Below are 25,794 nucleotides of genomic sequence, written 5' to 3'. Positions count from 1 at the left end.
CGCGAAGAGTTGCTGAGACATCGGTGGCCGACGAGGACTGCGAGCCGGCAGCTTCCGTACTTCGCGGCCTCTCCTCCGGCCGAGTGACCCCCTGGTCGAGCCCTCCCGTCCGTCCGCCCGCCATCCCGGTTGAACGTGTTCAAAAACAGGGCTACAGTCACCCCTGACAGCGTTTTGAACGCGTTCAACAAAGGTGGGGAACATGGATCGTACGGTCATCGCCTACGTCATCTACCTGGTCGTCAGCATCGGGCTGACCGTCTGGGTGGCCAGGACGCTCAGCCGGAACGGGCGGGTCTTCCTCGCCGACGTGCTCCAGGGGAACGAGAAGCTCGCCGACGCCGTCAACCACCTTCTGGTGGTCGGCTTCTACCTCGTCAACCTCGGCTTCGTCGCCCTCTACCTCAGCGGCGACGACACCATCGAGGACACGCGCGGCATCTTCGAGGCCCTGTCGACCAAGCTGGGCGTGGTGCTGCTGGTGCTCGGCGCGATGCACCTGGCCAACGTGTACGTGCTCAACCGGATCCGGCGGCGCGGGATCATGGAGCGGGAGCAGCTCCCGCCGGTCGCCCCGCAGGGCTGGGCCGCGCCCGCCGCACCCTCGGCCGGGGCCTGAGCACCATGGCCGGCCAAGGGGCAGAAAAGGCCACGCAGGCCACGCAGGCCACGCAGGCCGCCGTCGGCCGGGACGTGCTGCGCGTCCCGGTTCGCCGGCTCACCGTCCTTTACGACGCCGAGTGCTCCCTGTGCGGCTTCCTGCGCGACTGGCTGCGGGGGCAGACGCAGCTGGTGCCGCTCGAGTTCGTCCCGGCGGGGTCGGCGGAGGCGGCCGCCCGCTTCCCCACCCTCGACCACCGCGCCACCCTCGACGAGATCACCGTCGTCGGTGACGCCGGGCAGGTCTACCGGGGCGCCGCCGCCTGGATCGTCACCCTGTGGGCGCTGCGCGAGCACCGCCCGCTCGCCCACCGGCTGAGCACTCCCGCCGGGGCGAAGCTCGCGCGGGCCGCCGTGCTCGCCGCCGCCAAGTGGCGCCACGGGCACGAGCAGGGCACGGGTTGGGGCGGGGGCGTCTACCGCCGTGGCGACGGATGGTCGTACGACCCGCATCAGGGCTGGGCCTACAACCCGCCCACCTGTGCCGACGGCGCCTGCTCCACTGGCTAGGCTCCTGTCCGTGCCCGCGAACAACGACGGTCCCGCCGAGGCCGCTTCCCCGACCGATCCCCACGAGGCCGCTCCCGCGACCGAGTCTCGTGAGGCCGCTCCGACGTCCAAGTCCGAGCAGACCCGTGCGCTGATCCTGGAGACGGCGATGCGGCTGTTCCAGGAGCGCGGCTACGACAAGACGACGATGCGGGCCATCGCCAAGGAGGCCGGGGTCTCGGTCGGCAACGCGTACTACTACTTCGCGGGCAAGGAGCACCTGATCCAGGGCTTCTACGACCGGCTCGCGGCCGAGCACCGGGAGGCGGTCCGGGGCATCCTGGCGCGGGAGACCAGCCTGGAGGCGCGGCTGGCGGGCGTGCTGCGGACCTGGCTGGACGTCGCCACGCCGTACCACGAGTTCGCGGTGCAGTTCTTCAAGACCGCCGCCGACCCGGACAGTCCGCTCAGCCCCTTCTCCGCCGAGTCGGAGCACGCGCGCGTGGAGGCCATCGCCGTCCACAAGGAGGTGCTCGCGGGCTCGAAGGCGAAGGTGCCGGAGGAACTGCGGGAGGTGCTGCCCGAGTTGATGTGGCTCTCCCAGATGGGCCTCGTCATGTACTGGATCTACGACCGTACGGAGGGGCGCGAGCGCAGCTACCGGCTGGCCGGGCGGGGGGCGCGCCTCACCGCGCGGGGTGTGGCGCTGGCCCGGTTCCGGGTGCTGCGGCCGCTCGTCCTGGAGGTGCACGACCTGTTCACGGACTTCCTGCCCGGCATGACCAACGCCCTGCCGGACCCGGCGAAGAAGGGCCGGAAGAAGAGTTCGCCGGGTCCGCAGGACGAGAGCGCCGAGTAGGTCGTCAGGTGGTCGTCAGATCACCTGGGCGCGTCCACGTCCATCTCGCCCTCGGCGATCTCCACGTCGAACACCAGCGGGTCCGTCGCGATCGTGACCTGGCGGGCGCGGGAGGAGTAGGACGGTGCCGTCGTCGCCAGGAGGTACGTTCCCGGGGCCGGGGCCGAGAGGATGTAGGAGCCGTCGGCGAGGGAGGTGACGCGGTCCAGTTGGCGTCCGCCCTTCGTCAGGAGCGTCACCGTGGCGTCCTCGACCGGGTCGCCGGCCGTGTCCCGTACGAAGCCGTGGACGGCCGAGGCGGGACCGTTGCCGTTCGCGGTGGTCATCTCCTGTGCGTCCTCCTTCGGTTCGACGGCCAGATGCGGCAGCCGCTTCTCCAGCCCCGCCGGCAGCCACCAGTTGGAGTTGCCCAGAAGGTGCATCGCGGCCGGTACGAGGGCCGTGCGCAGGATGAACGCGTCCAGCGCGACCGCCGCCGCGAGGCCGACGCCCGCCATCGCCGCGCCCGAGTCGCCGCTCAGGACGAACGCGAGGAACACGCACACCATGATCAGGGCCGCGGAGTTGATGACCCGGCTGGTCTCCGCGAGGCCGACGCGCACGGCGCGCGCGTTGTCCTTCGTGTGCACCCACTCCTCGTGCATCCGGCTGACCAGGAACACCTGGTAGTCCATCGACAGGCCGAAGAGCAGCGACAGCATGATGACCGGCAGGAAGGCGTTGATCGGGCCCTCCTTGCCGAGCCCGAGCAGCTCCAGGCCCCAGCCCCACTGGAAGACGGCGACGAGGACGCCGAAGGAGGCCGCCGCCGCGATCAGGTTCATCACGCCGGCCGTCAGCGGCACCACCAGGGAGCGGAAGGCGACCATGAGGAGCAGGAAGCCCAGGCCGATGATGGTGGCGATGAACAGGGGCAGGCGGTCGCCGGTGACCGTGGCGAAGTCCTTGGAGACGGCCGTGACGCCGCCCACGTGCGCCTTCGCCCCGGCCTGCGGGACGACGTCGTCGCGCAGGCGGTCGATCAGCGTGTCCGTCTGCTCGGACTGCGGGGAGGTCGTGGGGACCACCTGGATGACCGTGACGCCCTGCGCGGGCGGCAGCGCGGCCACCTGGGCGACGCCGGGGGTGTCCTCGATGCCCTTGACGAGCGCGGTGGCGTCGCCGCCGTCCATGACCACCTGGAGGGGGCCGTTGAAGCCCGGCCCGAAGCCCTCGGCGAGCAGGTCGTAGGCCTTCCTGGTGGTCGTCGAGGCGTCGTCGTTGCCCTGGTCGGTGGCGCCGAGGCGCAGCGACAGCACGGGGAGGGCGAGGACGGCCATGACGACGAGCGCGAGCGCGGCGATCCTGCGGGGACGGCGCTGCACGTTCTCCGACCAGCGGGCCGCGGGGCCGCTCGCCTTCTCCGGCTCCGGGCCGGTCGCGGCCAGCCGCTTGCGCTGCCGCCGGCTCAGCACGCGCACGCCGAGGAAGCCGAGCAGCGCGGGCAGCAGGGTCGTGGCGGCGAGGACGCTCAGGACCACCGTCACGGAGGTGCCGATGACGACGCCGTCCAGGAAGCGCAGGTTCGTCACCAGCATGCCGGCGAGCGCGATGCACACCGTGCCGCCCGCGAACAGCACGGCCCGGCCGGAGGTGTTGAGGGCGGTGACCGTCGACTCCTCCGGGTCCATGCCGCGCAGAACGCCCTTGCGGTGCCGGGTGACGATGAACAGGGCGTAGTCGATGCCGACGCCGAGGCCGATCAGGGAGGAGAGCAGCGGGGCCAGGTCCGGGATGTCGGTGACATGGCTCAGCAGCTGGGTCGAGAACAGGCCCATGCCGACGCCGAAGATCGCCACGGCGAGCGGCAGCAGCATCGCGAAGAGGGAGCCGAAGGCCAGGAACAGGACCACCGCGGCCGCCGCGAGGCCGACCATCTCGGCGAGGCCGGTGGGCGGTTCCTGCACCCGCTGGATGGCCTGGCCGCCCAACTCGACCTCCAGGCCGCGCTGTTCGGCGCCCTGGGCGGTGTCGGACACGTCCTGGACGAGTTCCTTGGGGACCGCGTTCGCCTGCTCGGTGAAGGTGATCTGGGCGTAGGCGATCCGCCCGTCGCGGCTGACCTGGCCCGCCCCGCCCGCGTAGGGGCTCGTGACCTCGCCGACGCCCTTCATCTTCGCCATCTCGTCGAGCGCGGGCTGGATCCGGGAGCGTACGTCCTGGTCCCGTACCGAGCCGTCGTCGACCTTCCACACGACCGTGTCGGTGTCGCCCGCGCGCGCGGGGAACGCCTTCTCCATAAGGTCGTACGCCTTCTTGGAGTCCGTGTCGGGGAGGGAGAAGACGTTTGCGTAGTCCGTGCCCGCCGTCGAGGCCGAGAATCCCAGGCCGAACAGCGCCCCCACCCACAGCAACAGGACCACCAGCCGATGCCGGTAGCACCAGCGTGCCAATGCCGCCACGATTCGAGCTCCTCACTCAGAGTCGGTTGGTCCCCCCAGGTCCTGGGCAACAGGATTGGCGGCGCCGCACGCGGGGGACATGCAATGGCCATGACTCTCAAGGAACTCCAAAGCGCGAACCGGCCCGGATTGTCGGTGGGCCCGTCGATACTGGGGGCATGACGACGGCTTCCGGCACCGTGCTGGTCGTGGAGGACGAACCGAGCATCGCGGACGTCCTCGCCATCGCCCTGCGCTACCACCGCTTCGAGGTCATGACGGCGGGCACCGTCCGCGAGGCCCTCGCCCTCGCCGACCGCACCCGGCCGGACGTGGCCCTGCTGGACGTGATGCTGCCGGACGGCGACGGCCGGGCGCTGGGGCGTGAGCTGCGCGCCCGCAGGCCGGACCTGGCGCTGGTGTTCCTCACCGCGCGGGACGCGCCGGCGGAGATCGTCGGCGCCCTCGGCTTCGGCGACGACTACATCACCAAGCCGTTCGACATCGACGTGGTGATCGCCCGCATCACGGCGGTCCTGCGGCGCACCCGGCCGGCCGACGTCCTGCCGCAGCGGCCGCCGCTGCGCTACGGCGATCTGGAGCTGGACGAGACGACGTACAGCGTGCACCGCGCGGGGCGCTCGGTCGAGCTCACCCCCACCGAGTACGCGCTGCTGCGGTTCCTGGTCCGCAACGGCGGCCGGATCGTCCCCAAGGAGCAACTTCTGCGGCACGTCTGGCAGTACGAGCACACCCCGCCGGAGTCGACGGTCGTCGAGACCTACATCAGCTATCTGCGGCGCAAGCTGGACAGCCTGGGACCACCGGTGATCACCACCCGGCGGGGCGTGGGATACGGGCTGGCATGAGGCGGGTGCACCGGCACGGCATCCACTCCCTGCGGGGCAAGCTGACGGCGGCGAACGTGGGGCTGCTCGCGCTCGGCATCGTCGCCGCCACCGCCATCAGCCTCATGGCGATGCGGCACTACCTCCTGGACCAGGTCGACTCCGAACTGACCAAGACGCGGTCGTCCCTGGGGAGTTCGCAGCTCACCATGCGGCAGATCGACTCGCTGAGCGTCCTCGGCTTCGTCCGCGACCGGCTGCTGCCCGATTACGCGGACGACCGGCCCGCGCCGGACTCCGTCTTCACCGCCGTGGACGGCAAGGGCAAGGCCCTGCCCCTCTTCGGCATCAAGCCGACCGAGGCCCAGCTCGGCCTCGCGGACGCCGTGGCCGACCCGGGCGCGCTCACGCGGGACGCCGACCCGCACGACGTGACCGTGCACGACGCCGCCTACCGGGTGACGGCCACCCGGCTCTCCGACGGCACGTACATCCTGCTGGCGACCTCGACGGACGCCCTCCACAAGGGCATAGCGAAAGCCCTGAAGCTCGATCTCGCCGTCGGCACGCTGCTGCTGGCCCTGCTCGCCTGTCTGACCCTGTTCAGCGTGCGACGGCGGATGCGGCCGCTGGAGGACATGGTGGAGACGTCGTCGGCGATAGCCGAGGGGGACCTGACCCGGCGGGTGCCCTCCAGCCACCACCCCACCCAGGAGGTGGAACAGCTGCGGCTCGCCCTGAACTCCATGCTCCATCAGGTGGAGACGGCGTACCGCACGCGCGAGCGCAGCGCGGCCCAGCTGCGCCGCTTCGTCGCCGACGCCTCGCACGAGCTGCGCACCCCGCTCTCCGCGATCCGCGGCTACCTCCAGCTGTACGACCAGGGGATGCTGGTCGAGCCGGACGAGCGGCGGCGGGCCTGGGACCGGATGAACGGCGAGGTGGACCGCATGGGCCGGCTCGTCGACGAGCTGCTCACGCTGGCCCGCCTCGACCAGCGGCCCGAACTGCGGCTGCGCAACGTGGACGTGAGCCGTCTGGTGCGGGACGCGGCGCAGGACCTGCGGGCGCAGCAGCCCGGACGGCCGGTCACGGTCGAGGCCGACGGGGCGCTGCTGGTACGGGCCGACGAGTCGGGGCTGCGACAGGTGCTGGGCAACCTCGTGGCCAACGTGCGCACGCACACGCCCGCCGACGTGCCGGTGCGGCTGGGGGCGGAGCGCGTGGACGGGGTGGTGCGGCTGTCGGTCGAGGACAAGGGCCCGGGGCTGGGCGCGGAGGACGCGGCGCGCGTCTTCGACCGCTTCTTCCGCGCCGGCGGCGGCGCGGGCAGCGGGCTGGGCCTGGCGATCGTGCAGGGCGTCGTCCAGGCACACGGCGGCGAGGTGAACGTACGGACGGCACCGGGCGAAGGCCTGGCAGTGACGGTGGAACTCCCGACTCGACCGGAGGTCTGCGGCTGAGCACATGCCCGGCGCGCGGGATCGAGCCCGCACACCGGGAGGGGGACGACTCAGATCCAGTCGAGCTTCCAGAGGCGGAACACGCCGTTGCCGTCCGCCAGGTACTGGCCGCCGCCGACGTCCGCGCTGGTGACGACGTACTCCTTGCGCTGCCACAGCGGAATGACCGGCACGTCCTCGGCGATGACCTGCTGGAGGTCACGGAAGTCGTCGGCGCCCCGGCTGCGGTCGGCGAACTGCCGGCTGTCGGCGATGTAGTTGTCGACGGCCTTGCTGCTGTAGCCGGTGTTCATGGTGGAGCCGGTGCCGACGAGCGGGGCCGCGAAGGTGTCCGGGTCGGGGTAGTCGGCGACCCAGCCGACGGCGTACGCGTCGAGCTTGCCGGTGGCCCACCGCTTCTGGAAGTCGGTCCACTCGTAACCCTTGACGTTCACCTTGAACAGGCCGCCGGCCTCCAGCTGCCGCTTGAGCTCCTTGGCCTCGTCGGCCGCGGCGCCGCTGCCCAGGCCGTAGCCGTAGGTGAAGCTCACCGGGATGCTGACGCCTGCCTTCTCCAGGAGCTTGCGGGCCTTCTCGGAGTTCTGGTCCGGGTAGGCGTCGAAGAAGGAGGTGGTGTGGCCGGTGATGCCGGTCGGGACGAGCGAGTACAGCGGCTCGACGGTCCCGTCGTACACGGTCGACGCCAGCTGCTCACGGTCGATCAGCCAGGCCATCGCCTTGCGGACGTCCGCGTCGTGCAGCGGCGAGCCGGAGCGGGTGTCGAAGTACAGGTTGCGGGTCTCGGAGCTGTCCGCCTCGGTCACGCGCTGGTTGGGGTCACTGGTGTTGAGGGCGGCGAGGACCGCGGGCGGCAGCTGCCGGGTGGCGGCCTCGACCTCCTTGGCCTTCCACGCCTTCTCCAGGGCGTCGGGGTCGGAGTAGTAGCGCAGCTCGACGGGCGAGCCGGTGGAGACCGCGCCCTTGTAGTGCGAGTTGGGCGACAGCAGGACCTTCTTGGCCTTCGTGTACCCCGTCAGCTCGTACGGGCCGGTGCCGTCGACATCGTTGCCGGTGCGCAGCGCGTCCGCCGGGTAGCGGGTGTGGTCCACGATCGAGCCGGCTCCGGTGGCCACCTTGAACGGGAACGTGGCGTCCGGCGCCGACAGGTGGAAGGTCACGGTCAGGCCCTTGGCGTCCACCGATTTCAGGGTGGAGAACAGGGACGCCGGACCCACATCCGAGTTGATCTTCTTGACCCGGTCGAAGGAGAACTTCACGTCCTCGGCCGTCGCCTTGCCACCGCCGGGGAAGGTGAGGTCGTCGCGCAGCTCGCACGTGTACGTGACCAGACTGCCCTTCGCGAAGGAACAGCTCTTGGCCGCGTCCGGCACGGGCGAGACGCCGCCCGGCTCGTACGTCAGCAGCGACTGGAAGACGTTGCTGAACAGTGCCCAGGAGCCGGCGTCGTAGGCGCCGGCCGGGTCCAGCGAGGTGACGGTGTCCGTCGTGCCGACCGTGATGGTGGCGGCGTTGTTCTCCTGCGACGGCAGCAGCTGCCAGCCGCCCACTCCGACGACCGCGAGAACCAGCAGCGTCACGAGTATCCGCATGCGAACCGATCGCATGGTGATGCCCTGCCTCCCCAGGCCCGCGAGCTGGGCCCAGTCCACAAAAAAGTGCCACTCCCCTTGGCGGCGGGCTCACCTAATCACACGCGTTTCGCGTGGGGGAAGAGGAATCTGGCGAGATGAGAAAGAACTTACCGACGCGGTGTTTCCGCCGGGTTTCACAGCTCCTCCACAGGTTCTCCCTCATCTCCGTCCACCCCCTCGGGACTCTCCCCCCGGCTTCCGTCAGGCCTGTGCCGCGGCCAGTTCGACGACGGTGATGTCCGACGGGGCGCCCACCCTGGTGGGCGGGCCCCAGGCGCCCGCGCCCCGGGACACGTACAGCTGCGTGTCGCCGTAGCGCTCCAGGCCGGCGACGGTCGGATTGGCCGCCGCCGCGATGAAGTTGCCGGGCCACAGCTGGCCGCCGTGGGTGTGGCCGGAGAGCTGGAGGTCGACGCCGTGGTCGACGGCGTCGTGGATCTGGACCGGCTGGTGGGCGAGGAGCACGCACGCACGCCTGGTGTCCCGGTCGCCGAGCGCCCGGGTGAAGTCGGGGCCCTGGCCCTCGCTCTCGCCGGCGATGTCGTTGACGCCGGCCAGGTCGAACCAGGGGAGTTCGGTGCGGGCGTTCTCCAGGGGGTTCAGGCCGAGCCGCCGCACCTCCTCGACCCACTGTTCGGCGCCGGAGAAGTACTCGTGGTTGCCGGTGACGAAGAAGCTGCCGTGACGGGCCTTCAGCCGCGCGAGCGGGGCGGCGGCCGGGCCCAGGTCCTTCACGCTGCCGTCGACCAGGTCGCCGACGACGGCGATCAGGTCGGGCTGCGTCGCGTTGATCGTGTCGACGACCTGCTGCGCGAAGCCCCGGCCGAGGATCGGTCCGAGGTGGATGTCGCTGACGACCGCGATCCGGTAGCCGTGGGCGGCGCGCGGGAGCTTGGCGAGGGGGACGGTGACCCGCTTGACCCGGGGGCCGCGCAGGACGCCGTACGTGCCGTAGCCGACGGTCCCGACGGCGGCCGCGGCCGCCGCGCCGGCCAGGACACGGGAGACGAAGAGCCGGCGGGAGGGTGCCGAAGTCTCGGACACCGGCTCCCCTGCGCCGAGCTTCCTGCCCGCCGGCTGCTCGGGCGCGGGCCGTCCGGCAGTCGACCGACCGACGGCAGGCTGCTCGGGCGCGGGCGCCCCCACCGGGACCGGCTCCGGCCGCTCGGGGGCAGACTGCCAGGACTCCGGCTGACCGGGTGCAGACTGCTCGGACTCCGGCTGACCGGGGGCGGGCTGACCGGCCGCAGGCTGACCGGCCGCAGGCTGACCAGGCGCGGGCTGACCGGGAGTCGGCTGACCGGCCGCAGGCTGACCGGCCGCGGACTGACCGGGAGTCGGCTGACCGGCCGCAGGCTGACCGGCCGCGGACTGACCGGGAGTCGGCTGACCGGCCGCAGGCTGACCGAGAGTCGGCTGACCGGCCGCAGGCTGACCAGGAGTCGGCTGACCGGCCGCGGGCTGACCGGCCGCAGGCTGACCGAGAGTCGGCTGACCGGGCGCGGGCTGACCGGGGGCGGGCGCTCCCATCGGGAGCGGTTCCGGGTGCGGGTGTGAGACGGACGTCTCGGCAGGCGCCCCGGCGCGCGCCCGCTTCTCCAGGAAGCGGCGCAGCAGCGGCCGTACGGCGTCGCCGACGAGCACCCCCAGCAGCAGGTATATCGACAGCGCCAGCCACAGGAAGCCCGGCCATGCCAGGGTGCGCTGGAGCCAGAAGGGGGCGCCGGCGCGTTCGGCGACCAGGGCGCCGATCGCCAGCACCCAGCCGCCCGCGACCAGCACCGCGCCGCCGCGCCGCGCCCAGCCGGAGCCGCGGGTCGTGTCGCGGAACAGGCGGCGCCACAGGTACCAGTTGGCCGCGACCAGCACCGTCAGCGCGAGCAGCGCGAAGAGGATCAGCGTCGTCATGACGTCCGACGCAGTGCGCGCAGACCACGCAACCCGATGGCCCCGACGACCGTCCCCAATACGAAGGAGACCACAGCCAGCGTCAGGTGCACCCAGAAGTACGCCGTGGGGTCGCCGTCGTCGAAGGCGAGCCCGCTGCTGTCCTTGACCAGGTTTTTGACGAAAGTGACCCAGATGACCCAGCTCCACACCCCGAAGGCGAGCAGGAACCAGGAGACGGGGCGGCTGAGCTTCATGCGTTCAGTATCGCCGCCCGGTGTCCGGTTCCGTGACCGGGGTGGGGAGGGTGGCGGGACTTCCCGTCGCGTGCCGGGTACGTTCTCCGTCGTGCCCGCACCCATGAAGCAGACCTTCAGGCGATCCCTGCTGGTCACCTCCGCGACCCTCGCGTCCCTCGCGCTGACCGCGCCCGTCTCTTCGGCGGCTCCGAGTCCTTCACCGACACCGTCGCCCAGTACGTCACCGTCGACGACACCGTCGCCGTCGACCGGCAAGTCACCCGCGCCGTCGGCCAGTGGCTCCCCGTCGGCCACTCCCCCGGCGAACATGTCGACGGTGGGCGGCACGCGGCTCGGGCAGGCCGGGACGCAGGTGGCGATCGCGGGCGGCGCGCCGGTGCTGCCCAAGGACCTCACCGCCCGGTCGTGGATCGTCGCGGACGCCGAGTCGGGGGACGTGCTCGCCTCGCACAACGCGCACTGGCGGCTGCCCCCGGCGAGCACGATGAAGATGCTGTTCGCCGACACCGTGCTGCCGAGGTTCCCGAAGACCACCGTGCACAAGGTCGAGCCGAAGGACCTGGCCGGCATGGGGTCGGGTTCCAGCCTGGTCGGCATAAAGGAGGGCGAGACGTATACGGTCCACGACCTGTGGCTCGGCGTCTTCCTGCGCTCCGGCAACGACGCGGTGCACGTGCTGTCGGCGATGAACGGCGGCGTTCCCAACACGGTGAAGGAGATGAACGAGCATGCCGAGGAGCTCCAGGCCCTCGACACGCACGTCGTCTCCCCCGACGGCTACGACGCCTCCGGCCAGGTCTCCTCGGCGTACGACCTGACCCTGTTCGCCCGCTCGGGTCTGCAGAAGAAGGACTTCCGGGAGTACTGCTCGACCGTCTCGGCGAAGTTCCCGGGCGCGACGACGAAGAAGAAGGGCAAGACGACCCGCTCGACCTTCGAGATCCAGAACACCAACCGGCTGCTCGCCGGCGACTACGACATCTCGCAGTACCCGGGCATCGCGGGCGTCAAGAACGGCAACACCACCAACGCGGGCGCCACCTTCACCGGCGTCGCGGAGCGCGGCGGCAAGGTGTTGCTGGTGACGGTCATGAACCCGGCGAAGACCGACCACAACGAGGTCTACAAGGAGACCGCCAAGCTCTTCGACTGGGGCTTCCAGGCGACCGGCAAGGTGACGCCGGTGGGTGAGCTGGTCGCGCCGAAGGACGCCGCGCAGGCCAGCGCGCAGCCCGGCGCGAACCCGTCCTCCTCCCCTGACTCCGGGCAGGCCGGCGGGGCCGGGAACGTGTCGGCGAAGCCGGTGGCGGGCGCGGTGACCGAGGACGGCTCCGGCGGCATGTGGATCGCGCTGGCGATCACCGGCGGGCTGCTGGTGCTGCTCGCGGGCGGCGCGTTCCTCGTCAACCGCCGGTGGCCGCTGCCGGACCTGGTACGACGTCGTCGCTGACGTCGATGTCCTGCGGGTTGTCCGGGGCGGTGCCGGTCGCCGTCCAGGCCGCGCAGTACAGGACGAGTTTCGAGGTGAAGTTGATCCACAGCAGCAGGGCGATGGGCACGCCGAACGCGCCGTACATGCTCTTCGCGGCCACGCCCTGCATGTAGCCGCTCAGCAGCAGCTTCAGCAGTTCGAAGCCGACGGCGCCGATGAGCGCGGCCACGACGAGGCGGCGGCGGGTCGGTTCGACGCCCGGCAGCAGGGTGAGCACGTACAGCAGGAGCAGGAAGTCGGCGAGAACGGCGATGGCGAAGGCGGCGACGCGCAGCAGGATGCCGCCCCAGCCCTCCTTGTCGATGCCGAGGCCATCGGTGATCCGGCCGACCAGCGCCGAGGCGACGGTGGAGATGGCGATGGTGAGCAGCACGGCGCCGCCGAAGCCGACGAGGACGCCCATGTCCTTGGCCTTGCGCAGGACGGGGTTCTCGTCGCCGTCGGGCCGCTCCCACACCGCGCGCAGACAGTCCCGCATCTGACCGACCCAGCCGATGCCCGTGAACAACAGGGCCGCGCCGGCGATGAGGCCGATGGTGCCCGCGTTCTGGACGAGACCGTTGATGTCCAGCTGGTCGGATATCCCGGGGACCTGTTCGGTGATCTTGTCCTGGAGTTCCTGCTGCTGGGACTTGGTCAGGGTGGCGGCGGCGACGGCGGCGGCCACGGTCAGCAGCGGGAAGAGCGCGACGAAGCTGACGAACGTCATCGCGGCCGCCAGCCGAGTCCACTTCACCCGGTCCAGGCGCTCGTACGACCGCCACGCGTGCGTGGCCATGAGGCGCGTGACCCACGGCCCGATGCCGGGAAGCTTCTTCAGCCAGTCCATGCTCGGAACTCTGCCCCAGTTGTCGACGACCGATGTGCGAGTACCCGAAAGACGATCACCCATTTCGGGTAGCGGGCGAATGTTAAGGGACCGGCGTGACATAGCGGGGCGATACGGTCATCTCCATGCTCATGAAGGACGCCTCCGGCCTGCCCCAGTCCATGCTCGTCCTCGGCGGTACGTCAGAGATCGCGCTGGCCACCGCTCGCCGTCTGATCGCCCGCCGCACCCGCACGGTGTGGCTGGCCGGGCGGCCGTCACCCGCTCTGGAGTCGGCCGCGGCCGAGCTGCGCACCCTCGGGGCGGACGTCCACACCGTGCCCTTCGACGCGCTGGACCCCGCGTCGCACGAGACGGTCCTCGGCAAGGTGTTCGCCGAGGGCGACGTCGACCTGGTGCTGCTCGCCTTCGGCGTCCTCGGCGACCAGGCGACCGACGAGCGCGAGCCGGTGGCCGCGGTGCGCGTCGCGCAGACCAACTACACGGGCGCGGTGTCGGCGGGGCTGATCACCGCACGGGCCCTGCAGACCCAGGGACACGGCTCCCTGGTCGTCCTCTCCTCGGTCGCCGGCGAGCGGGCCCGCCGCTCGGACTTCATCTACGGCTCCAGCAAGGCGGGCCTCGACACCTTCGCCCAGGGGCTGGGCGACGCGCTGCACGGCACGGGCGTCCACGTCATGGTCGTCCGCCCCGGTTTCGTGCGGACGAAGGCGACCGCCGGGCGGGCGGAGCCGCCTCTGACGACCACCCCGGGGGCGGTCGCGACGGCCGTCGAACTGGGGCTGCGGCGGCGGTCGGAGGCGGTGTGGGTGCCGGGGGTGCTGCGACTGGTGATGTCGGCCCTGCGGCACGCGCCGCGGACACTGTTCCGGCGGCTGCCGGTCTAGGCCGGGCTCTGCCCGGCGCGCGCGTCGGCTAGTACGTGGGCAGCGAGTTGCGGTCGGCGTGGGCGGCCTGCGGGGGGACGACCGCGCCGCCGAAGGGGTACTCGCGCAGTTTGCGCCAGACGCCGTCGAGGCCCTGCTGGTGCAGGGAGAAGCCGGTGCAGGACCACTCGGCCTCGTAGTGGGCGAGCTCCTCGAAAGCCCGGTCCATCGCCGCCTCGTCGATGCCGTGCGCGACGGTGACGTGCGGGTGGTAGGGGAACTGGAGCTCGCGGGTGAGCGGCCCCGAGGCGTCACGGACCCGCTGCTGGAGCCAGGCGCAGACCTCGGCGCCCTCGACGACCTTCACGTAGACCACCGGCGACAGGGGTCGGAAGGTGCCCGTTCCGGACAGTCGCATCGGGAAGGGACGGCCGGCCCCGGCGACCGCGGTGAGGTGCGCGTCGACCACCGCGAGCGCGCCCGCCTCGACCTCGGTCGGCGGCAGCAGCGTGATGTGGGTGGGGATGCCGTGAGCCGCGGCGTCGCCGAAGCCCGTGCGCCGCTCCTGGAGCAGGCTGCCGTGAGGCTCCGGGACCGCGATCGACACGCCGATCGTTACGGTCCCCACGTCTTCTCCTGTCGTCATGTCGTCATGGCGGGGTGTGGTGCCGGGTTGGTACTCAGTCGTACGGCTATCGACTGTACGGCCACGGCTGTGCTCTGGGCAGGCGCAGGGAAAGTGATGTGCAGCGCTCTGCCCAGAGGAACGTGTGTGCGGTGCGCCCCGGATGCTTCCGAGCGCCGCTCAGTGCTTCGCGGGCAGGAAGCCGATCCGCTCGTACGTCTGGGAGAGCGTCTCCGCGGCGACGGCACGCGCCTTCTCGGCGCCCTTGGCGAGGATCGAGTCGAGCGTCTCGTGGTCGTCCAGGTACTGCTGCGTGCGGTCCCGGAACGGCGTCACGAACTCGACGACGACCTCGGCGAGGTCCGTCTTGAGCGCGCCGTAGAGCTTGCCCTCGTAACTCTGCTCCAGCTCGGGGACGCTCGTGCCGGTGAGCGTCGAGTAGATGTTGAGCAGGTTGCTCACGCCCGGCTTGTTCTCGGGGTCGTAGCGGATCACCGTGTCGGTGTCCGTGACCGCGCTCCTGACCTTCTTGGCGGTGACCTTCGGGTCGTCGAGCAGGTTGATGAGGCCCTTCGGCGTGGACGCCGACTTGCTCATCTTGATCGACGGGTCCTGGAGGTCGTAGATCTTGCCCGTCTCCTTCAGGATGTACGGCTTCGGGATCGTGAACGTCTCGCCGTAGCGGCCGTTGAAGCGCTCGGCGAGGTCCCGGGTGAGCTCGACGTGCTGGCGCTGGTCCTCGCCGACCGGCACCTGGTCGGCCTGGTACAGCAGGATGTCCGCGACCTGCAGGATCGGGTAGGTGAACAGGCCCACGGAGGCGCGGTCGGCGCCGTGCCTGGTGGACTTGTCCTTGAACTGCGTCATACGGGACGCCTCGCCGAAACCGGTGAGGCAGTTCATGACCCAGGCGAGCTGCGCGTGCTCGGGGACGTGGCTCTGGACGAAGAGCGTGCAGCGGTCCGGGTCGAGGCCGGCCGCGAGGAGCTGGGCGGCCGCCAGCCGCGTGTTCGCGCTGAGCTCCTTCGGATCCTGCGGGACCGTGATCGCGTGCAGGTCGACGACCATGTAGAACGCGTCGTGGGACTCCTGCAGGGCCACCCACTGGCGGACGGCGCCGAGGTAGTTGCCGAGGTGGAACGAGCCTGCGGTGGGCTGGATTCCGGAGAGCACGCGGGGTCGGTCAGAGGCCATGCTCAATATTGTCTCAGAGAGCTCGGGTGGTCCGGGTCGTGGGGAACCGCGGGCCGGTGGGGGCCGCTCGTGCCCCGCGGCGGAGCCGCGAACAGATGCGGCCCCGCGCCCCTGGGTCGGCTCAGCCGAGGTTGATTTCGGGGTAGAGGGGGAAGCCCGCGACCAGGTCCGTCGCGCGGCGGGAGATCTCGTCGGCGATCTTCTCGTCCAGGACGTGGGAGGCCTTGGACGGGGCGCCCGACTTCGTCGTGCCCGGCTCGGTGCTGGTGAGGACCCGGTCGATCAGGGCCGCCACCTCGTCCATCTCGGCCGTGCCCAGGCCACGCGTGGTCAGGGCGGGGGTGCCGATGCGGATGCCGGAGGTGTACCAGGCGCCGTTCGGGTCGGCGGGGATGGCGTTGCGGTTGGTGACGATGCCCGAGTCGAGCAGGGCGGCCTCGGCCTGGCGGCCGGTGAGGCCGTAGGAGGAGGCGACGTCGATCAGGTTCAGGTGGTTGTCCGTGCCGCCGGTGACGAGGGTCGCGCCGCGCCGCATCAGGCCCTCGGCCAGCGCGCGGGAGTTGTCGACGATGCGCTGGGCGTAGTCCTGGAAGGACGGCTGCCGGGCCTCGGCGAGGGCGACGGCCTTGGCGGCCATGACGTGCGGGAGGGGGCCGCCGAGGACCATCGGGCAGCCGCGGTCGACCTGGTCCTTGAGGGAGTCGTCGCACAGGACCATGCCGCCGCGGGGGCCGCGCAGGGACTTGTGGGTGGTGGTCGTCACGATCTGGGCGTGCGGGACCGGGTCGAAGTCGCCGGTCAGGACCTTGCCGGCGACCAGGCCCGCGAAGTGCGCCATGTCGACCATCAGGGTCGCGCCGACCTCGTCGGCGATCTCCCGCATGATCCGGAAGTTCACCAGACGGGGGTACGCCGAGTAGCCGGCGACGATGATCAGCGGCTTGAAGTCGCGGGCCGAGGCGCGCAGGGCCTCGTAGTCGATCAGGCCGGTCGCCGGGTCGGTGCCGTAGGAACGCTGGTCGAACATCTTGCCGGAGATGTTCGGGCGGAAGCCGTGGGTGAGGTGGCCGCCGGCGTCCAGGGACATGCCGAGCATGCGCTGGTTGCCGAAGGCCTGGCGCAGCTCGGCCCAGTCGGCCTCGGAGAGGTCGTTGACCTGGCGGGCGCCGGTCTTCTCCAGGAAGGGGGCCTCGACCCGGTCGGCGAGGACGGCCCAGAAGGCGACCAGGTTGGCGTCGATGCCGGAGTGCGGCTGGACGTAGGCGTGGCGGGCGCCGAAGAGCTCGCGGGCGTGCTCGGCGGCGAGGGACTCGACGGTGTCGACGTTGCGGCAGCCGGCGTAGAAGCGGCGGCCGACGGTGCCCTCGGCGTACTTGTCGCTGAACCAGTTGCCCATCGCGAGGAGGGTGGCCGGGGAGGCGTAGTTCTCGGAGGCGATCAGCTTGAGCATCTCTCGCTGGTCGTGGAGCTCCTGGCCGATGGCGTCGGCGACGCGCGGCTCGACGGCGCGGATCACGTCGAGGGCGGCGCGGAAGGCCGTGGACTCGGTGGAGAGGGGCTGCTGCTCGGACATGTCGTCGGCCTCCGGGTGGCGTGGTGCTGGAAAGCGGTCACGGTGTCACGGTTCGGCCCAGGCGCACGGCACTCGTACTGCTCACAGGCCGCTCCCCGATGGTCCGTCCCATCCTCGGGCCCGGTCGTCACATTCCCGCCCGCAATCACCCACGTGGCTCCGCCACGAGAGCGCTCCGGTGCCTTGCGATCGCACGCACCGGACGCCGCGGAGCCCGCCCTTCGGGCGGACGACGGGAATGTGACGACCGGGCCCAGCGCGCCAGTCACGGCCTGCTCACCACCCTAGCGGGCACGTCACAGGGGCAGGGCCCCGAGTCCACCATGCGAGCGACGGCGGACTCCCGGGCCGCAGGACTCCTGGGCTCGGGGCGTCCGGGTCCTCTAGAGGATCACGTGGGGCAGGAAGCGGGCGTACTCGTCCGTGATCAGGCCGGAGGATTCGCGGATGCCGAGGCCGGCCGACTCGTCCTCCACCACCCAGGCGCCGAGGACGACATGGTTGCCGTCGAAGGCGGGCAGGGGCGCCAACTGCTGGTAGCAGCAGGGTTCGTCGGTGCGCGGGACGACGGGCTCGGTGCCCGCTTCGTGGACCGTGACGCCGGCGCCCTCGCGGCCCAGCAGGGGCTTGGCGACGTAGCCGGTCGTGGCCGCCAGTTCGCGGGGGCCGTCGAGGTAGGCGGGGAGGAGGTTGGGGTGGCCGGGGTACAGCTCCCACAGGACGGCCAGGAGTGCCTTGTTGCTGAGCAGCATCTTCCAGGCCGGCTCGATCCACATCGTCGTGCCGGTGCCGCCGCCGTTGTCGAGGGTGTCGAGGACGTGCCCGGCGAAGCGGTCGGTGGTCAGCCACTCCCAGGGGTAGAGCTTGAAGCAACTGCGGATGAAGCCGAGTCGACGGTCGACGAAACGGCCGGACAGGGGGTCCCAGCCGATCTCCTCCATGGAGATCCAGTCGGTGTCCAGACCGGCCTGCTCGGCGGTCTCCTTGAGGTAGGCGACCGTCATGAGGTCCTCGCCGAGTTCGTCGGCCGAGGAGTGCGCGAAGTGGAGCGGGCTGCCGGGCGGGAGGAGGGCGGCCTGTTTCTTCCAGGCGGCGACCAGGCGTTCGTGGAGGGAGTTCCACTGGTCGGCGCCGGGGAAGCGCTCCTCCATCCAGAACCACTGGGGGGAGGCCGCCTCCACGAGGGAGGTGGGGGTGTCGGCGTTGTACTCCAGGAGCTTCGCCGGGCCGGTGGCGTCGTAGCGGAGGTCGAAACGGCCGTAGACGGACGGCAGTTCGGCGCGCCGGTGCCAGGCCTCGGTGACGGCCGCCGCGACGCGCGGGTCGGTGATGCCGAGGTCGGCGAGGCGGTCGGACTCGACCATGTGGGCGGCCGCCGCCAGGCACATCTCGTGGAGTTCCTCGACCGTCTCCTCGAGCGCCTCGACCTCGTCGAGGGTGAACTCGTAGTACGCGCTCTCGTCCCAGTACGGGCGCAGGCGCCCGTCGGGGTGGCGGGTGAGGGGGTAGACGAGGCCCTGCTCCTCGACCGTCCGCTGCCAGTCGGGGCGGGGTTCGATGGTGTGACGTCGCATGGGTGCCGGTGTCCTCGTGTCCTGTTCGGCCGCTCGGTTCGCCCGACCGCTCAGCCGCCGGAGCTGCCCTTGTGGCTGCCGCTGTCGCTGTCGCTGCCGAAGCCGCCGCGGCTGACACCGCTGCTGCCTCCACTGCTGCTGGTCGAGCCGCTCGACCCCTTGCCCGGCTTGGTGAAGGAGCCGCCGTCGACCCAGGAGCCCTTCTTCTTGCCGCCGTAGTACCAGGCGCCGTCGGCGGAGACCTTGGTGGTCTTGCCGGAACTGGTGGACTTGCAGTTCTTGTCGGCGACGACCTTGTAGCCCTTGGTGAGGTTGTAGCTGTCGCGGTCGACGCAGCGCTTGTCGGGGTCGGAGGAGCAGGCGGTGAGGGCCGCCGCGAGCAGTCCCATGCCTCCGAGTACGACCGTGCCCGAGCGCAGTTTTCGACGCGTGTCCGCCATGTTCCCGTCTCCCCGTGTCCCCGTTGTCGCATCGCCCCACGGCGATTTCCGGCCGTCAGCCTAGACACCGGTCGAATGGGGCCCGCGGGCGGCCCGCCCATCGGCCGCTCCCCTACAGTCCTTTCGTGCTCTTTGGAATGGTGTGCGCCCTCGGCGCGGCGGTCTGCTTCGGTACGGCGACGGTGTTGCAGGCGATGGCGGCGCGCGCCGCCGTCGACGGCAGCGACGGACGGGGCGGGGGTGGTGGAGGCGGCGGGGACGCGGCGCTGTTGCTGCGGGCGGTGCGGCAGTGGCGGTATCTGGCGGGGCTGGGGCTGGACGGGGTCGGGTTCCTGTTCCAGATCGCCGCGCTGCGGTCGGTGCCGATCTATGCCGTCGGTGCGGCCCTCGCGTCCAGCCTGGCGGTGACGGCGGTGGTCGCGGCGCGGCTGCTGCGGGTGCGGCTGAGCCGGATGGAGTGGCTGGCCGTGGGGGTGGTGTGCGCGGGGCTGGCGATGCTGGGGCTGGCCTCGGGGACGGAGGGCCAGGAGAGCGGTCCTGAGGCGTTGCCGTGGGCGATGCTCGGTGCGGCGGGCGGGGTGCTGCTGCTGGGCCTGGTCGGCGGACGGCTCACCGGGCGGGGGCGGGCGCTGGTACTGGGGCTGGGCGCCGGGTGCGGGTTCGGGGTGGTGGAGGTGGCGGTGCGGCTGATCGACTCGCTCGCACCCTGGGACCTGCTCGCCAACCCGGCGACGTACGCCCTGCTGCTGGGCGGTGGGGCCGCGTTCCTGTTGCTGACGTCGGCGTTGCAGCGGGGGTCGGTGACGACGGCCACGGCCGGGATAGTGATCGGAGAGACGATCGGTCCGGCGCTGGTGGGGGTGGTGTGGCTGGGGGACCGTACCCGGGAGGGGCTCGGCTGGCTGGCCGTGCTGGGGTTCGCGGTCGCCGTGGCGGGGGCGTTGGCGCTGGCCCGGTTCGGGGAGGCGCCGGAACCGGTGCCGGCCCCGGAGACACCGGAGGCACCGGAGGCACCGGAGGCACCGGAGGCACCGGTCAGACCAGCGCCGCGGTGATGCCGTCCCACAGACGGGACCGTGCCCCCAGTGCGAGGGTCGCCGTCTCGACGGCCTCCTGCCAGCGGGTGTCGTCGGTGCCGCACAGGTCGGCCACCATCTGCATGGCCATGGGGGTGTGCTCCTCGCCGTCGACCTCGATGTGGCGGGCGAGGTAGTCGCAGAAGAGCGGGAACCGGTCGGTGCCCTCCTTCTTGATCACCTGGTCGAACATGTCCGGGATGAGGTCCTCCCGGGAGAAGGCGAAGGCGGCGGCCCGGCAGTGCAGGGGCCGGTCGGCGATGATGTCGAAGGTCGTGCGCACGAACTCGGCGGCGGGGGCCGGGACCTGGGCGACCCGCAGCGCCGACGGCACGTCGTGGCCCTCGCCGACCAGCGCGATGAAGGTGTCGATCCGGGCCGTGGCGGCGCCCGCCTCGTCCATGCCCGCGCGGTACAGCTCGAAGTGGCTGGTGAAGCCGCCGTTCAGCTCGTCGCTCTCCTCGACGAGGACGATGTCGTTGATGAGCCGCCGGCCGACCTCCGAGCCGCGCGGCACCCAGGGGACGTCGACGCAGGTGAGGTCCCGCTGGAGCGACTTGAGCAGGGACATGAAGTCCCAGACGGCGAACACGTGGTGCGCCATGAACGTCGCCATGTTTTCCCGGGTGCTCACCCGCTGGTAAATGGGGTGGGCGGTCACCTCTTTCCGAGCGGGTTCGATCGCGGAACGGGCCCGTTCAATTCCCTCGTGGGTCAGATTCCAGTCGTACCTGGACATGGACATCTCCTTCGGTTCGGGAACTCGATCGTGCACTTCTCCCGACTTACCGGCAAGCGCTTCCGGGAATTCCGAAAAGGGTTACCCGCAGTACCGCTCGACAGAAGATGGCAAGCTCGCCGAAAGACCCATGAAGAGTTACGTTTCGGACAGTCGGGGACGGTAGTAAAAGTTTGAAGGATGTGTGAACGCTGCGGCCTTCCGCTCCGTACTCGACACCGTGACCAGTAATCCCGTCACCGTCACCTCGGCTTATCGCGTGACGCCGGGCCGTGAGGCCGACTTTCACTCCTGGGGGTGGGCCATGCTGGGCGCGAGTGCGCAGCAGCCCGGCTTCCTCGGGGGTGGCGTGCTAGTCGACGGAGAGGCGGAGTGGCATGTCGTCTATCGCTTCGCCAGCGAAGGAACGGCCCGGGCCTGGGAGGACTCGAGCGCCCGCATGCAGTGGGACGCCCGGGTCGCCGGGATCGCCGTGCAGACGGACCGCAAGAGCGTGCGCGGGTCCAAGGTGTGGTTCGACTCCCAGACCGCCACCCCGAAGGCGCCGGCCCCGCCGTCCAAATGGAAGTTGTGGTTCGTGAACATGAGCGCGGTTTTCCCGCCGGTGCTCCTCTTCAACGTGATCGCACTTCCTTATCTCGGCGGCCTCAATCCGTTCATTCGCACACTGCTGCTCTGCCTGTGTGTGACAGCCCTCGTCACGTGGATTCTCATGCCCCGCCTTCAGCGTTTCTTCAAGAAATGGCTGTATCCACCGCTCCAGGCGCTCCGCGGACGGCATAAACGGACCGCGTAGCCCCGAGAACGACCCTAGGGAGGTGGGCTGGTGAAGACCCTGCTCATCGACAATTACGACTCGTACACGTACAACCTGTTCCAGCTGATCGCCGAGGTCAACGGCGAGGAGCCGGTGGTGATCCTCAATGACGCCCCCGCGAACTCCGTTCCCGATCTTGCGGAATTCGACAACGTGGTGGTGTCACCGGGTCCGGGGCACCCGGCGAAGGCCCGTGACTTCGGCATCAGTGCCAGGGTGCTCGCCGAGTCCACGGTGCCGGTGCTCGGCGTCTGCCTCGGCCACCAGGGCATCGCGCACGGGGAGGGCGCCCGGGTGGTGCCCGCCCCGGAGCCCCGGCACGGGTATCTGTCGGCCGTCCGGCACGACGGGCGGGACCTGTTCCAGGGGCTGCCGCAGAACTTCACCGCGGTCCGCTACCACTCGCTGTCCGTGCGCGAGCCGCTGCCCGACTCCCTTCAGGCCACGGCCTGGGCGCAGGACGGCGTCCTGATGGGGCTGCGCCACCGCGAACGGCCCCTGTGGGGCGTGCAGTTCCACCCGGAGTCGGTGCTCACCGAGTACGGCCACCGGATGCTGGTGAACTTCCGCAACCTCACCGCCGAGCGGGCCCGCAAGCTGCGGACGAAGAACACCGCGGTCACGCCGGCCGCGGCGGCGATGCCGAGCCGCGGCCCCACGATGGCCCTTCCCATCCCCCGCCCGCGCCGGGCCGGCGGCCCCGCCCACCGGCTGCACACCCGCCGCATCGCGGAGGCGATCGACGCGGAGGCCGCCTTCACGCGGATGTACGCCGCCTCACCGCGGGCGTTCTGGCTGGACAGCTCCCGGGTCGAGCAGGGGCTCTCCCGCTTCTCGTTCTTCGGTGACGACAGCGGTCCGCTCGCCGAGTTCGTCCGGTACGACGTCGAGGCCGGGACCTGCGAGATCGAGCGGGCCGGGCGGCCGGCGCGCAAGGTCCGGGCGAGCGTCTTCGACTACCTCAAGCGGCAGTTGGCGAACCGCCGGGTCGACGCCACCGGGCTGCCCTTCGACTTCACCGGCGGCTACGTCGGCTACTTCGGCTACGAGACGAAGGCCGACTGCGGCTCCCCGAACCGGCACCGCTCCGCCACTCCGGACGCCTGCTGGCTCTTCGCCGACCGGCTGATCGCGGTGGACCACCAGAAGGGCTTCACCTACGCGGTCTGCCTCGCGGAGGACACCCCCCAGGCCACCCGGGAGGCCACGGAGTGGCTGGAGAGCACCCTGGCCCAGCTCACCTCGCTGCCCGCGGAAGCCGACCGGCCGCCGGTGCCCGCGCCCGCCGAGGCGGCGGCGCCGGGCCTCGGTGACGTCGAGCCGTGGCTGGTGCGGGACCGGGCGACCTATCTCGCGGACATCGAGGCCTGCCAACGGGAGTTGCGCGCGGGCACCAGCTACGAGATCTGTCTGACCGACGCCGCCCGTTTACCCGCTCCGGACGACGCGTACGCGTTCTACCGGGTGCTGCGCCGCGTCAACCCGGCCCCGTACGCCTCCTATCTGAGATTCGGCGACCTCGACGTGGTCGGCTCCTCGCCCGAGCGGTTCCTGCGGGTCACCCGGGACGGCGTCGCCGAGGCCAAGCCCATCAAGGGCACCGCGCCGCGCGGGGCGGATCCGCAGGAGGACGCCCAGCTCCGGGACGCGCTGGTGGCGGACGCCAAGACCCGCGCCGAGAACCTGATGATCGTCGACCTGCTCCGCAACGACCTGGGGCGGGTCTGCCGGACCGGGACCGTGCGCGTCTCCCGGCTCATGGCCACGGAGACGTACGCGACCGTGCACCAGCTCGTGTCCACCGTCGAGGGGCGGCTGCGCGAGGGCACGGACGCGGTGGACTGCGTGCGCGCCTGCTTCCCCGGCGGGTCGATGACCGGCGCGCCGAAGCTGCGCACGCTGGAGATCATCGACGGGCTGGAGACCGAGGCGCGCGGCGTGTACTCGGGGGCCCTCGGCTACCTGGGGTGCAGCGGAGGCGCGGACCTCAACATCGTCATCCGCACCGCCGTCCTGGCCGACGGCCTGATGCAGCTGGGCGCCGGGGGCGCGATCGTCCTGGACTCCGACCCGGTCGCGGAGTACGACGAGATGCTCCTGAAGACGGCCGCCCAGATGCGGGCCCTGCGGGAGCACACGGCGGGCAGGACACGGGCGCCGTCCCGCGCGACGGAGGCGGCCGAGGCCCAGGTGAACGCGCTGCGGCGAGCCGGCCGCACGACCGCCGATCTCGGTGAACTCGGTGAACTCGGTGACGAGGCGCGGCCCGTGGGCCGCGGGACGCGTCGGCAGCCCCCGGAGCCGGGACCGGCCGGCCGGCGCTCGCCCGCCGCGACACCGGCACGCACCGGTGCCCCGGGCAGGTCCGCCCCCGCCCGGGCCACCGCAGAGGAGACCACCCGATGACGACCCCGCACCCCACGACCGCTCCCCGTGCCACGGCCGCTCCGCACCCCACCGCGCCCCAGGGCGGCCCCGGCGCCGACCACCACGCGCCTCCCCGCACCCACCTCACGGCCGAGGTCCCGGCCCCGGACCCCGCCGACTCCGGCGCCCCCGGCAACCTCGCCGCCTACCTCGACGATCTCGCCGAGCGGCGCGGGTGGGCCGGTCGGGTCGCGTTTCATCAGGGGCATCAGGGGTGGACCCACGGCGAGGTGCACGCGCTCGGGGCACGGGCGGCCGGTGTGCTCGCCGGGCACGGGGTGCGCCCCGGGGACCGGGTGCTGCTGGCCGTGCCCGACGGGATCGCCTGGGTGGCGGCCTTCCTCGGTGTCGCCCGGCTGGGGGGTGTCGCCGTCCTCGTCAATCCCGAACTGCCCGCCGCCGAGCACACGTTCATGGCCGACGACACCGAAGCCGTGCTGTGTCTGACCGGGCCGGGGCTGGAGGACCGGTTCGACGGGCGGGCGCGACTGGGCGCCGACCAGTTCCTCGCGCTCGCCCCGTCCGCCGAGCCGGCCCCCGCCCACCCGGTCGACGCGCACACACCCCTGTACGTGCAGTACACCTCCGGCACCACGGGTCGGCCGAAGGGGGTCGTGCACACGCACGGCGACCCGAAGGAGTACCACGACCTCATCGGCAGGCGCCTGCTGGGGATCACCGAGGACGACGTCACCCTGTCCGTGTCGAAGCTGTACTTCGCCTACGGGTTCGGCAACGCGTTCGTCTTCCCCCTCTTCTCCGGTTCGTCCGCCGTGCTGGTGGACCGGCGTCCGACGCCCGCCGCCGTCGACGAGCTCGTCACGCGGCACCGGGTGACCCTGCTCTACTCCGTGCCGTCTGCGTACGCGGCGCTGGTCGCCGACCGGGGCAGCGGGCACGCGGCCTGTTTCGCCTCGGTGCGCGCCGCGGTGTCGGCCGGCGAGGGGATGCCGGGCGAACTCGGCGAGCGGGTCGGCGAGTTGCTCGGGGCGCCGGTGCTGGAGCAGATCGGCTCCACCGAGGCCGGTCACGCCTTCTGCGCCAACAGCCTCGGCCACAACCACCCGGGCACCGTCGGACGTCCCGTACCGGGCTTCGATGTGGAGTTGCGCGACCGTGCCGGGCGGCCCGTGCCCGACGGCGCGGAAGGCGAACTGTGGGTGCGCGGGCCGACGGTGACGTCCGGCTATCTGAACCGGCCCGAGGAGACGGAACGCACCCTCGTCGGCGGCTGGCTGGCCACCCACGACCGGGCGCGCCGTGAACCGGACGGCGCCTACCGGCATCTGGGCCGGACCGACGACATGGAGATGGTAGGCGGGATCACCGTCTCCCCGCTGGAGGTGGAGGCCGTGCTGCGCGCCCATCCGGCGGTGCGGGAGGTCGCGGTCGCGGCCGTCACGGACGGGCGCGGCTTCAGCCGGCTGCGCGCCTTCGTCGTACCCGTCGCGTCCCCTCCGTCCGGTCTGGCCGACGATCTCGTCGCACTGGCCCGCGACCGCCTCGCCGCCTTCAAGGTCCCCCGCAGCGTCAGCCTCGTGTCGTCACTGCCCCGCACCTCCACCGGAAAGCTCCGCCGCCATCTCGTCCGCCAGGGCGCGTGGTGACCGTGTCAGAGAGGAACA

22 protein-coding genes are annotated in these 25,794 nt (G+C 71.4%); 11 read left to right on the top strand and 11 right to left on the bottom strand.

Going from position 1 to position 25,794, the window contains the following annotated elements; genetic code table 11:
• Window positions 1-202: 202 nt before the first annotated feature.
• From OG289_RS31375 to OG289_RS31365, 3 genes are read left to right on the top strand one after another with little or no spacing between them, the layout of a single operon-like run.
• Window positions 203-619, top strand: a complete 417-nt coding sequence (locus tag OG289_RS31375; protein WP_327317406.1) for a hypothetical protein — start codon at window positions 203-205, stop codon at window positions 617-619.
• A gap of 5 nt (window positions 620-624) precedes the next feature.
• The gene (locus OG289_RS31370) at window positions 625-1,170 is read left to right on the top strand and encodes a thiol-disulfide oxidoreductase DCC family protein (RefSeq protein WP_327317405.1); all 546 of its coding nucleotides are present in this window, start codon (window positions 625-627) and stop codon (window positions 1,168-1,170) included.
• A gap of 10 nt (window positions 1,171-1,180) precedes the next feature.
• Complete coding sequence (locus tag OG289_RS31365) at window positions 1,181-2,008, top strand: TetR/AcrR family transcriptional regulator (RefSeq protein ID WP_327317404.1); 828 nt, start codon at window positions 1,181-1,183, stop codon at window positions 2,006-2,008.
• Window positions 2,009-2,028: 20 nt separating this feature from the next.
• Here the strand turns inward: OG289_RS31365 and OG289_RS31360 are convergent, their stop codons facing one another.
• Window positions 2,029-4,440 (bottom strand): MMPL family transporter, encoded by a 2,412-nt coding sequence (locus OG289_RS31360; RefSeq protein WP_327320858.1) that lies wholly within the window; start codon window positions 4,438-4,440, stop codon window positions 2,029-2,031.
• Between the two features lie 167 nt (window positions 4,441-4,607).
• On the opposite strand from OG289_RS31360, the gene OG289_RS31355 reads away from it, so the two are divergent.
• Window positions 4,608-5,297, top strand: a complete 690-nt coding sequence (locus OG289_RS31355; protein WP_327317403.1) for a response regulator transcription factor — start codon at window positions 4,608-4,610, stop codon at window positions 5,295-5,297.
• A complete protein-coding gene (locus tag OG289_RS31350) occupies window positions 5,294-6,739 on the top strand; it encodes a sensor histidine kinase (protein ID WP_327317402.1) in 1,446 nt (481 codons plus the stop codon). The genes OG289_RS31355 and OG289_RS31350 overlap by 4 nt, the downstream gene beginning before the upstream one ends.
• A gap of 50 nt (window positions 6,740-6,789) precedes the next feature.
• Here OG289_RS31350 and OG289_RS31345 read toward each other — a convergent pair whose 3' ends face one another.
• From OG289_RS31345 to OG289_RS31335, 3 genes are all read right to left on the bottom strand, one after another.
• Window positions 6,790-8,328 (bottom strand): ABC transporter substrate-binding protein, encoded by a 1,539-nt coding sequence (locus OG289_RS31345; RefSeq protein WP_327317401.1) that lies wholly within the window; start codon window positions 8,326-8,328, stop codon window positions 6,790-6,792.
• Window positions 8,329-8,571: 243 nt separating this feature from the next.
• Window positions 8,572-10,278: a metallophosphoesterase gene (locus tag OG289_RS31340; protein ID WP_327317400.1), complete on the bottom strand. Its 1,707-nt coding sequence runs from the start codon at window positions 10,276-10,278 to the stop codon at window positions 8,572-8,574.
• The gene (locus OG289_RS31335) at window positions 10,275-10,514 is read right to left on the bottom strand and encodes an SCO4848 family membrane protein (protein ID WP_327317399.1); all 240 of its coding nucleotides are present in this window, start codon (window positions 10,512-10,514) and stop codon (window positions 10,275-10,277) included. The genes OG289_RS31340 and OG289_RS31335 overlap by 4 nt, the downstream gene beginning before the upstream one ends.
• A gap of 91 nt (window positions 10,515-10,605) precedes the next feature.
• Between OG289_RS31335 and OG289_RS31330 the strand changes: the two genes are divergently transcribed.
• Complete coding sequence (locus tag OG289_RS31330; protein WP_327317398.1) at window positions 10,606-11,967, top strand: D-alanyl-D-alanine carboxypeptidase family protein; 1,362 nt, start codon at window positions 10,606-10,608, stop codon at window positions 11,965-11,967.
• Here OG289_RS31330 and OG289_RS31325 read toward each other — a convergent pair.
• Window positions 11,921-12,838 (bottom strand): YihY/virulence factor BrkB family protein, encoded by a 918-nt coding sequence (locus OG289_RS31325; RefSeq protein ID WP_327317397.1) that lies wholly within the window; start codon window positions 12,836-12,838, stop codon window positions 11,921-11,923. The genes OG289_RS31330 and OG289_RS31325 overlap by 47 nt on opposite strands.
• Window positions 12,839-12,969: 131 nt before the next feature.
• Between OG289_RS31325 and OG289_RS31320 the strand changes: the two genes are divergently transcribed.
• Window positions 12,970-13,725 carry a decaprenylphospho-beta-D-erythro-pentofuranosid-2-ulose 2-reductase gene (locus OG289_RS31320; protein ID WP_327320857.1) on the top strand — a complete coding sequence of 252 codons (756 nt, stop codon included), beginning with the start codon at window positions 12,970-12,972 and terminating at the stop codon, window positions 13,723-13,725.
• A 28-nt stretch (window positions 13,726-13,753) separates the two neighbouring features.
• On the opposite strand, the gene OG289_RS31315 is transcribed toward OG289_RS31320, so the two are convergent.
• From OG289_RS31315 to OG289_RS31295, 5 genes are all read right to left on the bottom strand, one after another.
• Window positions 13,754-14,332, bottom strand: coding sequence for a 2'-5' RNA ligase family protein (locus OG289_RS31315; protein WP_327317396.1), 579 nt, complete (start codon window positions 14,330-14,332; stop codon window positions 13,754-13,756).
• Window positions 14,333-14,509: 177 nt separating this feature from the next.
• The gene (gene trpS / locus OG289_RS31310; RefSeq protein ID WP_327317395.1) at window positions 14,510-15,523 is read right to left on the bottom strand and encodes a tryptophan--tRNA ligase; all 1,014 of its coding nucleotides are present in this window, start codon (window positions 15,521-15,523) and stop codon (window positions 14,510-14,512) included.
• Window positions 15,524-15,644: 121 nt separating this feature from the next.
• The gene (locus OG289_RS31305) at window positions 15,645-17,096 is read right to left on the bottom strand and encodes a glycine hydroxymethyltransferase (RefSeq protein WP_327317394.1); all 1,452 of its coding nucleotides are present in this window, start codon (window positions 17,094-17,096) and stop codon (window positions 15,645-15,647) included.
• Window positions 17,097-17,479: 383 nt separating this feature from the next.
• Window positions 17,480-18,670 carry a glutathionylspermidine synthase family protein gene (locus OG289_RS31300; RefSeq protein ID WP_327317393.1) on the bottom strand — a complete coding sequence of 397 codons (1,191 nt, stop codon included), beginning with the start codon at window positions 18,668-18,670 and terminating at the stop codon, window positions 17,480-17,482.
• Between the two features lie 50 nt (window positions 18,671-18,720).
• On the bottom strand, window positions 18,721-19,110 hold the full coding sequence (locus tag OG289_RS31295) for a hypothetical protein (protein WP_327317392.1): 390 nt from the start codon (window positions 19,108-19,110) through the stop codon (window positions 18,721-18,723).
• A 137-nt stretch (window positions 19,111-19,247) separates the two neighbouring features.
• Here OG289_RS31295 and OG289_RS31290 point away from each other — a divergent pair, with 137 nt between their 5' ends.
• Window positions 19,248-20,165, top strand: a complete 918-nt coding sequence (locus OG289_RS31290) for a hypothetical protein (protein ID WP_327320856.1) — start codon at window positions 19,248-19,250, stop codon at window positions 20,163-20,165.
• On the opposite strand, the gene OG289_RS31285 is transcribed toward OG289_RS31290, so the two are convergent.
• A complete protein-coding gene (locus OG289_RS31285; protein WP_327317391.1) occupies window positions 20,146-20,925 on the bottom strand; it encodes a DUF3050 domain-containing protein in 780 nt (259 codons plus the stop codon). The genes OG289_RS31290 and OG289_RS31285 overlap by 20 nt on opposite strands.
• Window positions 20,926-21,109: 184 nt before the next feature.
• Between OG289_RS31285 and OG289_RS31280 the strand changes: the two genes are divergently transcribed.
• The 3 genes from OG289_RS31280 to OG289_RS31270 are packed head-to-tail and all read left to right on the top strand — an operon-like array spanning window position 21,110 to window position 25,776.
• On the top strand, window positions 21,110-21,721 hold the full coding sequence (locus OG289_RS31280) for an antibiotic biosynthesis monooxygenase (RefSeq protein WP_327317390.1): 612 nt from the start codon (window positions 21,110-21,112) through the stop codon (window positions 21,719-21,721).
• A 30-nt stretch (window positions 21,722-21,751) separates the two neighbouring features.
• Window positions 21,752-24,148 carry an aminodeoxychorismate synthase component I gene (gene pabB, locus OG289_RS31275; RefSeq protein WP_327317389.1) on the top strand — a complete coding sequence of 799 codons (2,397 nt, stop codon included), beginning with the start codon at window positions 21,752-21,754 and terminating at the stop codon, window positions 24,146-24,148.
• Window positions 24,145-25,776 (top strand): benzoate-CoA ligase family protein, encoded by a 1,632-nt coding sequence (locus tag OG289_RS31270; protein WP_327317387.1) that lies wholly within the window; start codon window positions 24,145-24,147, stop codon window positions 25,774-25,776. Before pabB ends, OG289_RS31270 begins: the two co-directional genes overlap by 4 nt.
• Window positions 25,777-25,794: the final 18 nt, after the last annotated feature.

This window comes from Streptomyces sp. NBC_01235 (genome assembly GCF_035989285.1).
GTDB lineage: Bacteria > Actinomycetota > Actinomycetes > Streptomycetales > Streptomycetaceae > Streptomyces.
The sequence above is the reverse complement of the archived record's forward strand: the minus strand, read 5'-3'. Positions and strand labels throughout refer to the sequence as shown.